Genomic DNA, 720 nt, shown 5'->3' on the forward strand with positions numbered 1-720 from the left:
GACGATGGTGGCAGTGTTGAGGGCGTAGCTGCCCGTGGCGCTGAGCAGCAGCAACGAAGCCACGCCAGCATGCAGACGGCGCATCAGGTCGAATGGTCGGGTCACGGCTGGGTCCTCCGGTGCTGCTCGATGCGCGCGACAGCGCGAGCCACATCCGACTCGCCATAGACCACATAGCGCCTGTCCACCACCACGGCCGGGAGGCTGGTGATGCCGAGACTCCATGCGTCGGTAACGCTTTGGTATGCGGAAGCGATGCGTCGCTGCAGATCGGCACCGCCGCCATTCAGCCGGCGCTTGACGATGGCCGTCGCCTGTTCGGGGTCGGTGGGCAGTCCCGCGGAAAGCTCCGCTTCAATCCTGTGGGCTTCGTTCAGTTCGATCAGCCGCTCGCCGCCCATGGTCTTGACCGGGTGGCGGCTGTCGGTGACGACCACCACGTCGGCGGCGAAGGTGGCCGGGCTGAAAACGGCCAGGGCTGCCGGCAGCGCCACGGCCAGGCCGAGGGTTCGCCAGCCCGGCGCGAACCTGGAAAGAGATGCTGGCATGTCGCGTGCCCTTGAAGTTGATCAGAGCAGTAGTCAAACGCGAAGCCGACGCGGCCCCAACAAACAATGCGCATCGCGCACTGCCCGCATACCTGCTTGTCTCGCGCCCATGAAAAAGCGGAGGCCGAAGCCTCCGCGTGGATCAAGGAGCGGGCTACAGCAGGCCGGATTC

Annotated in this window: 1 protein-coding gene and 1 pseudogene; both read right to left on the bottom strand. The window is 66.0% G+C overall.

What is annotated here, in order from left to right:
• Positions 1-105 (bottom strand): annotated as a pseudogene (locus tag RVY79_RS16820) (TIGR03756 family integrating conjugative element protein); the annotation flags it as partial.
• Positions 102-548, bottom strand: coding sequence for a TIGR03757 family integrating conjugative element protein (locus RVY79_RS16825; RefSeq protein WP_026083770.1), 447 nt, complete (start codon positions 546-548; stop codon positions 102-104). The pseudogene RVY79_RS16820 and the gene RVY79_RS16825, both read right to left, overlap by 4 nt.
• Positions 549-720 lie beyond the last annotated feature (172 nt).

Origin of the sequence: Chromohalobacter sp. HP20-39, from assembly GCF_033052815.1 — a bacterium.
Classification (GTDB): domain Bacteria; phylum Pseudomonadota; class Gammaproteobacteria; order Pseudomonadales; family Halomonadaceae; genus Chromohalobacter.